Genomic DNA, 7,315 nt, shown 5'->3' with positions numbered 1-7,315 from the left:
GTGGGCTTATGCGGTATTAGCAGTCGTTTCCAACTGTTGTCCCCCTCTTTGAGGCAGGTTCCTCACGCGTTACTCACCCGTTCGCCACTCGATTGAGGAAGCAAGCTTCCTCTCTCTCGTTCGACTTGCATGTGTTAGGCGCGCCGCCAGCGTTCGTCCTGAGCCAGGATCAAACTCTTTATAAATGATATTTATCACTTAAAAAGTGTTAAATCTTCTTTCGCTCAGCACGCAATCGCTTGCGTCCTGTGTGAATTACTTTGTTTGGAATTGTTTAACGTGTTTTTCCAACACGAAAATAGGTTCCGTTACAAGTTTTTCGATATTGTTCAATTTTCAAGGTCCTGTGCGCCTCAGCCTTAGCGGCTGACGACTTGATTATTTTACCACAGAAGTGATTTTTTGTCAAGCTTTATTTTTGAGAAGCTTTTGAAGTTTTGCGAACTTGGAGCACTTTAAGTTTCTCGGTATCAGCCGGAACTTTTCAGCGTCTATTGGTTCTTTTCAAGGGCTTCCTGCCGAGCTTTCAGAAGTCATTCTTTTGTCTCAGCGCTTGGCGCTCAAGTATAATACCACACCCCGGTGCTCTTGTCAACACTTTCTGACATCTTTTTTCCAAATTCTTTGCGCAAGGCAAAAATCCCCCTGTTTTTCTCTTATTATAATAGCCGCCTTTTCTTGACAAGGCGGCGGGCAGAACGTATCATGGAGTCATCCCGTATCCTGTATGAGATAGCTATACTTTAATATAAAGGAGAAGCGCCATGTCCTGTGTTCCTGTCCGCGGCTGCCGTATCGGCGAAGGCCGCCCCAAAGTCATTCTGCCCATCGTAGAGCGCACCGAGGCTGCGATCCTGGAAAAGGCCGCTGTGTTTTCCACACTGTGCGCCGATTGTGTGGAATGGCGTGTCGATCTGTTTGAAGCAGCCGCTGACCCCGGGGCAGTGGTGCGCTGCCTGGCAAAGCTGCGGGTCCTCTTAAAGGAAAAGCTGCTGCTTGTGACCCTGCGCACAAAGGAAGAGGGCGGCAGCATACCGGTCAGCCATGAGGGATACCTCCGTTTTCTCCGCACCATTCTGGATACCGATTGCGCTGACCTCATTGATATTGAGTTCTTCACCGCAGGCACAGACCTTCCCGCACTGGTTCAGGACGCGCACACCGCCGGGGTCAAGGTCGTGTGCTCCAGCCACGACTTTCACAAGACCCCGCCCAAGGCCGAGATGGTCTCCCGGATGGTGGCCATGCAGCAGGCGGGGGCCGACCTGCCCAAGCTGGCCGTGATGCCCCAGAGCCGTGCCGATGTGCTGGAGCTGCTGGCCGCCACCGCCGAGATGACCGACCACCACCCCGAAACGCCCGTCATTACCATGAGCATGGGCCCACTGGGAGCCGTAAGCCGCCTTTGCGGCGAAGCTTTTGGCTCTGCCATGACCTTTGCCAATCCCGGCACGGCCAGCGCCCCCGGTCAGGTGGGGCTGGATGTGGTCAACGCTGTGCTGGACAGCCTGCGGCTCAGCTGATCTATCAATACACAGCGCCCCCGGAGAGCGATTTGCCTTCCGGGGGCGCTTTCTGTTTTATTCTGTTTCTATTTCCCGTGCGATCTTCTGAAAGCAGAAGTACGGGATCACGGTTCCGGCCACAAAGGAGGCGGGCCAGCCAAGCCAGACCACATCCAGATTCCGCATTCCCCATGCGCCCACAGCCACCACCGCAATTTTTGTAATGAGCTGCATCACGCCGCCCATCAGTGCCTGATTCGCCTTATCAACGCCCCGGAGCACCTGCTGATACACCTGCATCACACCGGCCAGGATCCCCGGCACCGCCGTGATCAGCAGAAACCGCTGCACCACAGTCAGGATCTCCGCAGACGGCTCCGCGAGGAACAGCCCTGCCATCTGGCGGCCGCAGAACAGCAGAAACACTCCCAGCACAGTGCTGACCACCAGAGACAGCTGCAGGGAGGCCCGTACCCCTTGCCGGATGCGCTGCGGCTTGCCGGCTCCGTGGTTCTGAGAGGCATAGACGCTGAGGGAGGAACCGATGGTCTCCACCGGCATCAGGGCCAGCGTTCCGATGCGGCTGGCGGCAGTGTAGGCCGCCATGGTGGCCTCGCCGAACAGATTGACAGCGCTCTGTGCCACCAGATTGCCCAGATTGTTGAAGGCAGACTGCACCGCAATGGGAATGGCCAGCACCGTGATCTGCCGCAGCAGCTTTCCATGGAGCCGGAGGTCCTGCCGCCGCATCCGCATCATGGGATATTTGCGGAACAGCAGCACCGCCGCCACCACCGCCGACAGGGCCTGCGCCAGTGCCGTGGCCCAGGCAGACCCGGCCACTCCCCAGCGGAACACAGCCACAAACAGCACGTCCAGGCCAATATTGCTCAGAACAGAGACGATCAGGCAGTACAGCGCTGTCTGGCTGTCCCCCAAGCCCCGGAATGCACTGGAAAACAAATAATACATCAAGGGGCAGATCATGGTGATGAAACTGATCTCCAGATAGGCAGTGGCTTCCTGCAGGGGGCCCTCCGGGGTCCCCATCCACCGCAGGATGGTACCGGAGAAGGTCAGGCCCATCACCATCATCCCTGCCGACAGGAACAGCCCCAGATACAGGCTGTTTACAAAAGCCCTCCGCATCAGCTCCTCGTTCTTCTGGCCAAAGTACCGGCTGATGATGATCCCCACGCCCACATTGATGCCGATCATCAGAGCTGCCAGCAGCAGGATCACCGGCATGGTGCTGCCCACCGCCGCAAGGGCGGTCTGCCCGAGATACCGCCCCACCACAATGCTGTCGGTAATGGAGTAAACCTGATTCAGCAGGTTGCCCATCAATGTAGGAAAGGTAAAGGCCCACAGCAGGGAGATCGGCTTTCCCTCTGTCATATCCAGATTTTTCTTCACGCACATCCTCCTTTGCATCAAAAAAGCTCCTTCAGAATGCCCGCAAGCACGCAACCCCGGTTTCAGGGGGGTCCCTGTTTGCAGCACTCCAAAGGAGCCTTTGTTGATTTGATTTTTCTGATACCAGTGTACCACAGCGGCGCTGATTTGTCCAGCGCTCCGGGGTCAGTGGACAGAGGTGCGGACGAGGGCGCGCTTGAGGCGGGCCTGGGCCAGCTCATATTCGCGCTCATCCAGGTCCTTCCGGGCCAGGATCTCTTCGGCGCGCTTCTTGGAGGCCTCGGCGCGGGCCTGGTCGATCTCCTCTGCCCACTCCCAGGTGGTAGCGACCAGATGGACATCCCCGTTCAGCACGGTGAGCATCCCGCCCATGCAGGCGGCGCGGCGGCGCTGGCCGTCCGCGTCCACGATATGGGCTTCGCCCATTCCCAGCGCGGTGCAGTAATCACCATGCTTTGCCAGAATGGCAAGGTCGCCGTCGATGGCACGGCAGACCACCCGTTCCGCCTGACCGTCAAAGGCACAGCCGTCCGGCGTGACCACCGTCAGATGAAAGGTCGTCATGGTTTACCCTTTCTTCGCCTTGGCGAACACATCGTCGATGGTGCCCGCGAACAGGAAGGCGCTCTCGGGCAGGTCATCGCACTCGCCGTTCAGGATCATCCTGAAGCCGCGCAGGGTCTCCTTCAGCGGCACATACTGACCGGGCATACCGGTGAACTGCTCCGCAACATGGAAGCTCTGGCTCAGGAAGCGCTGCACCTTGCGGGCGCGGCTGACGGTCAGCTTGTCCTCTTCGCTCAGTTCGTCCATGCCCATGATGGCAATGATATCCTGCAGCTCCTTGTAGCGCTGCAGCACCTTCTGAACATCGCGGGCGATCTCGTAGTGCTCCTGACCCACGACCTCGGGGCTGAGGATGCGGCTGGTGGAATCCAGCGGGTCCACAGCGGGGTAGATGCCCTGAGATGCAATGTCACGGCTCAGGACCGTGGTGGCATCCAGATGGGTGAAGGTGGTGGCAGGGGCCGGGTCGGTCAGGTCGTCGGCGGGAACGTAGACAGCCTGCACCGAGGTGATGGAACCCTTGCGGGTGGAGGTGATGCGCTCCTGCAGAGCGCCCATCTCAGTGGCCAGGGTGGGCTGGTAACCCACGGCAGAGGGCATACGGCCCAGCAGAGCCGAGACCTCAGAGCCTGCCTGCGTGAAACGGAAGATGTTGTCGATGAAGAGCAGCACGTCCTGATTCTTGACATCGCGGAAGTACTCCGCCATGGTCAGGCCGGACAGGGCCACGCGCATACGGGCTCCGGGAGGCTCGTTCATCTGGCCGTAGACCAGAGCGGTCTTGTTGATAACGCCGCTCTCGGTCATTTCACCGTACAGGTCGTTGCCCTCGCGGGTGCGCTCGCCAACGCCGGTGAACACCGAGTATCCGTTGTGCTCGGTGGCAATGTTATAGATCAGCTCCTGGATCAGGACGGTCTTGCCGACACCGGCACCGCCGAACAGACCGATCTTGCCGCCCTTTGCGTAGGGGCAGATCAGGTCAACGACCTTGATGCCGGTCTCCAGGATCTCTGTGGTGGACTGCTGCTCCTCATAGCTGGGGGCAGGGCGGTGGATGGGCCAGTAGGCCTCCGGGGTGGGGGCAGGCTTATTGTCCACCGGCTCACCCAGCAGGTTGAACACGCGGCCCAGGCACTGGTCACCCACAGGCACCCGGATGGACTCGCCGGTGTCCACGGCATCCGTGCCGCGCACCAGACCATCGGTGCTGCTCATGGCAATGCAGCGGGCCACATTGTCGCCGGTGAGCTGAGCGACCTCCACCACCAGCTTCTGGCCGTGGTTGTCGATCTCAATGGCGTTGAGCAGGTCCGGCAGCTCGCCATCCTTGAACTGGATGTCCAGCACCGGGCCGATGACCTGGATCACCTTGCCGATGTGTTTTTCGGACATAGGCTATTCTCCTTTTTTAGATTTCTGCGCCTGCCACGATCTCGGTGATCTCCTGCGTGATGGCAGCCTGACGGGCGCGGTTGTAATACAGATTCAGATGGTCGATCATTTCGCCCGCGTTCTTGGTGGCGGCATCCATGGCGGTGCGGCGGGCGGCCAGCTCACTGGCCACGCTCTCGCACACGGCACCATAAACGATACCGGCCACATACTCGGGGATGATGGCGCGGAACACTTCCTCGCTGCTGGGCTTGTACAGGATCTGACTGCGGCGGGCAGCGGCCTTCTGCTCCTCGGTGGGCTCAATGGTCAGGGGCAGCACCTCCATGGTGACAGCGGTCTGGGTCATCATCGAGTCGAACCGGGTGTAGCAGAGTTTCACTGCGTCGTAATCGCCCTTCAGGTAGCCCTCGGTGATCTTCCGGGAGAGGGCAAAGCACTCACCCACCGAGACATCCGCCGCCAGCAGCACCTCTTCGGTGAACAGGTCGGCCCCGTGGTGGGCAAAGTACTCCTGACTTCTTTTGCCAATGGGCAGCACCGTGACCGGGCCCTGCTGGACCTCCGCCTGCTTGAGCACGTTGGAGTTATATCCACCGGCCAGGCCGCGGTCGCCTGCAATGACGACCAGCAGGGTGCGTTTGATCTCTGCCCGGCGCAGGTAGGGGCTGCGGGCCCGGGGGTCTGCAGCCGCAATGCCGGTCAGCGTGTCGTGCAGCGTTTCAAAGTAGGGGCGGCTGTGTTCCACCCGCTCCTTGGCACGGCGCATTTTGGAGGAAGCCACCAGCTCCATGGCCTTGGTGATCTGCATGGTACTCTCTACGCTTTTGATGCGCAGCTTGATGTCCTTCATGGAACCTGCCATGCGTTACGCCTCCTTCCCTCAGTGCGCCTTGACGAAGCTCTCGGTGTAAGCGGACAGAACGCCCTTGAGTGCTTCCTCGGTGTCCTTGTCCAGATTGCCGGTGGTGCGGATGGTCTCCATCACAGCGGCACCGGCGGCATCATTCTCGAGATATTCGTACAGGCCCTTTTCGTATTCGGCCACATCAGCCACCTTGACCTTGACCAGAAGATCATGGATGGTGGCATACAGGATCGCCACCTGCTTTTCCACGGGCACGGGGGCCGAGCGGTTCTGCTTGAGCACTTCCACAATGCGTTCGCCCTGTGCCAGACGGGCCTTGGTGTCCGCGTCCAGATCGGAACCGAACTGGGCAAAGGACTGCAGCTCGCGGTACTGGGAGTAGATCAGCTTCAGGGTGCCGGCCACCTTCTTCATGGCCTTGATCTGGGCGTTGCCGCCAACACGGGACACCGAGATGCCGGGGTTGACAGCGGGCATAACGCCCGAGTGGAACAGCTCCGTTTCCAGGAAGATCTGACCATCGGTGATGGAGATGACGTTGGTGGGGATGTAGGCCGAAACGTCACCCGCCTGGGTCTCGATGATGGGCAGAGCCGTCAGGCTGCCGCCGCCCAGCTCATTGGAGAGCTTGGCCGCGCGCTCCAGCAGACGGGAGTGCAGGTAGAAAACATCGCCGGGGTAAGCCTCACGTCCCGGGGGACGGCGGATCAGCAACGAGAGGGCACGGTAGGCCACCGCGTGCTTGGAAAGGTCATCATAGATGATGAGGACATGCTTGCCCTGGTGCATGAAATATTCGCCCATGGCACAGCCGGAATAGGGGGCGATATACTGCAGGGGGGACAGCTCGGAGGCCGTGGCGGACACCACGATGGTGTAGCTCATGGCACCGGCCTCGGTCAGGCTCTGCACCAGGTTTGCCACGGTAGAGCGCTTCTGGCCGATGGCGACATAGATGCAGATGACATCCTTGCCCTTCTGGTTGATGATGGTATCCGATGCAATGGTGGTCTTGCCGGTCTGGCGGTCGCCGATGATCAGCTCACGCTGGCCGCGGCCGATGGGGATCATGGAGTCGATGGCCTTGATGCCGGTCTGCAGGGGTTCCTTGACCGGCTGGCGGTCGATGATGCCGGGGGCCGGGCTCTCGATGGCCCGGAACTCGGTGGTCTCAATGGGGCCTGCGCCGTCAATGGGCTGGCCCAGTGCATTGACCACGCGGCCGATCATCGCCTCGCCCACGGGCACGGAAACGACCTTGCCGGTGCGCTTGACGGTGCTGCCTTCTTTGATGCCGACATCGGAGCCCAGCAGAACGATGGAGACCGTGTTTTCCTCCAGGTTCTGGGCCATACCGTATTCGCCGTTGTCAAACTGAAGCAGCTCACCTGCCATGCACTTTTCCAGGCCGCTGGCCCGGGCGATGCCGTCGCCTACCATGATGACCGTGCCGACTTCGCTCTGCTCGATGACATTCTCGTAGTGCTTGATCTGGGCACGGATGATCTTGGAGATCTCTTCAGGTTTCAGTTGCATTGTCTTGTATTCACCACTCAATTCTTAA

6 protein-coding genes and 1 rRNA gene are annotated in these 7,315 nt (G+C 59.7%); 1 reads left to right on the top strand and 6 read right to left on the bottom strand.

Going from position 1 to position 7,315, the window contains the following annotated elements; all coding sequences use genetic code 11:
* A 16S ribosomal RNA gene (locus tag J3353_RS05320) occupies window positions 1–185 on the bottom strand; the annotation flags it as partial.
* Window positions 186–764: 579 nt separating this feature from the next.
* Here J3353_RS05320 and aroD point away from each other — a divergent pair.
* Window positions 765–1,523, top strand: a complete 759-nt coding sequence (aroD, locus tag J3353_RS05315; RefSeq protein WP_207684331.1) for a type I 3-dehydroquinate dehydratase — start codon at window positions 765–767, stop codon at window positions 1,521–1,523.
* Between the two features lie 57 nt (window positions 1,524–1,580).
* Here the strand turns inward: aroD and J3353_RS05310 are convergent, their stop codons facing one another.
* From J3353_RS05310 to atpA, 5 genes are all read right to left on the bottom strand, one after another.
* Window positions 1,581–2,921, bottom strand: coding sequence for an MATE family efflux transporter (locus J3353_RS05310; RefSeq protein WP_207684330.1), 1,341 nt, complete (start codon window positions 2,919–2,921; stop codon window positions 1,581–1,583).
* Window positions 2,922–3,086: 165 nt separating this feature from the next.
* Entirely contained in the window at window positions 3,087–3,485 is a 399-nt protein-coding gene (gene atpC, locus J3353_RS05305) for an ATP synthase F1 subunit epsilon (RefSeq protein WP_005930258.1), read from the bottom strand.
* A 3-nt stretch (window positions 3,486–3,488) separates the two neighbouring features.
* Window positions 3,489–4,883, bottom strand: coding sequence for a F0F1 ATP synthase subunit beta (gene atpD, locus J3353_RS05300; RefSeq protein WP_005930261.1), 1,395 nt, complete (start codon window positions 4,881–4,883; stop codon window positions 3,489–3,491).
* A gap of 16 nt (window positions 4,884–4,899) precedes the next feature.
* Window positions 4,900–5,748: an ATP synthase F1 subunit gamma gene (gene atpG / locus J3353_RS05295; RefSeq protein WP_156070741.1), complete on the bottom strand. Its 849-nt coding sequence runs from the start codon at window positions 5,746–5,748 to the stop codon at window positions 4,900–4,902.
* Window positions 5,749–5,766: 18 nt separating this feature from the next.
* Window positions 5,767–7,287: a F0F1 ATP synthase subunit alpha gene (gene atpA / locus J3353_RS05290; protein ID WP_005930269.1), complete on the bottom strand. Its 1,521-nt coding sequence runs from the start codon at window positions 7,285–7,287 to the stop codon at window positions 5,767–5,769.
* Window positions 7,288–7,315: the final 28 nt, after the last annotated feature.

The sequence above is a fragment of the Faecalibacterium sp. Marseille-Q4137 genome, assembly GCF_017377535.1.
Lineage (GTDB): Bacteria > Bacillota > Clostridia > Oscillospirales > Ruminococcaceae > Faecalibacterium > Faecalibacterium duncaniae.
The sequence above is the reverse complement of the archived record's forward strand: the minus strand, read 5'-3'. Positions and strand labels throughout refer to the sequence as shown.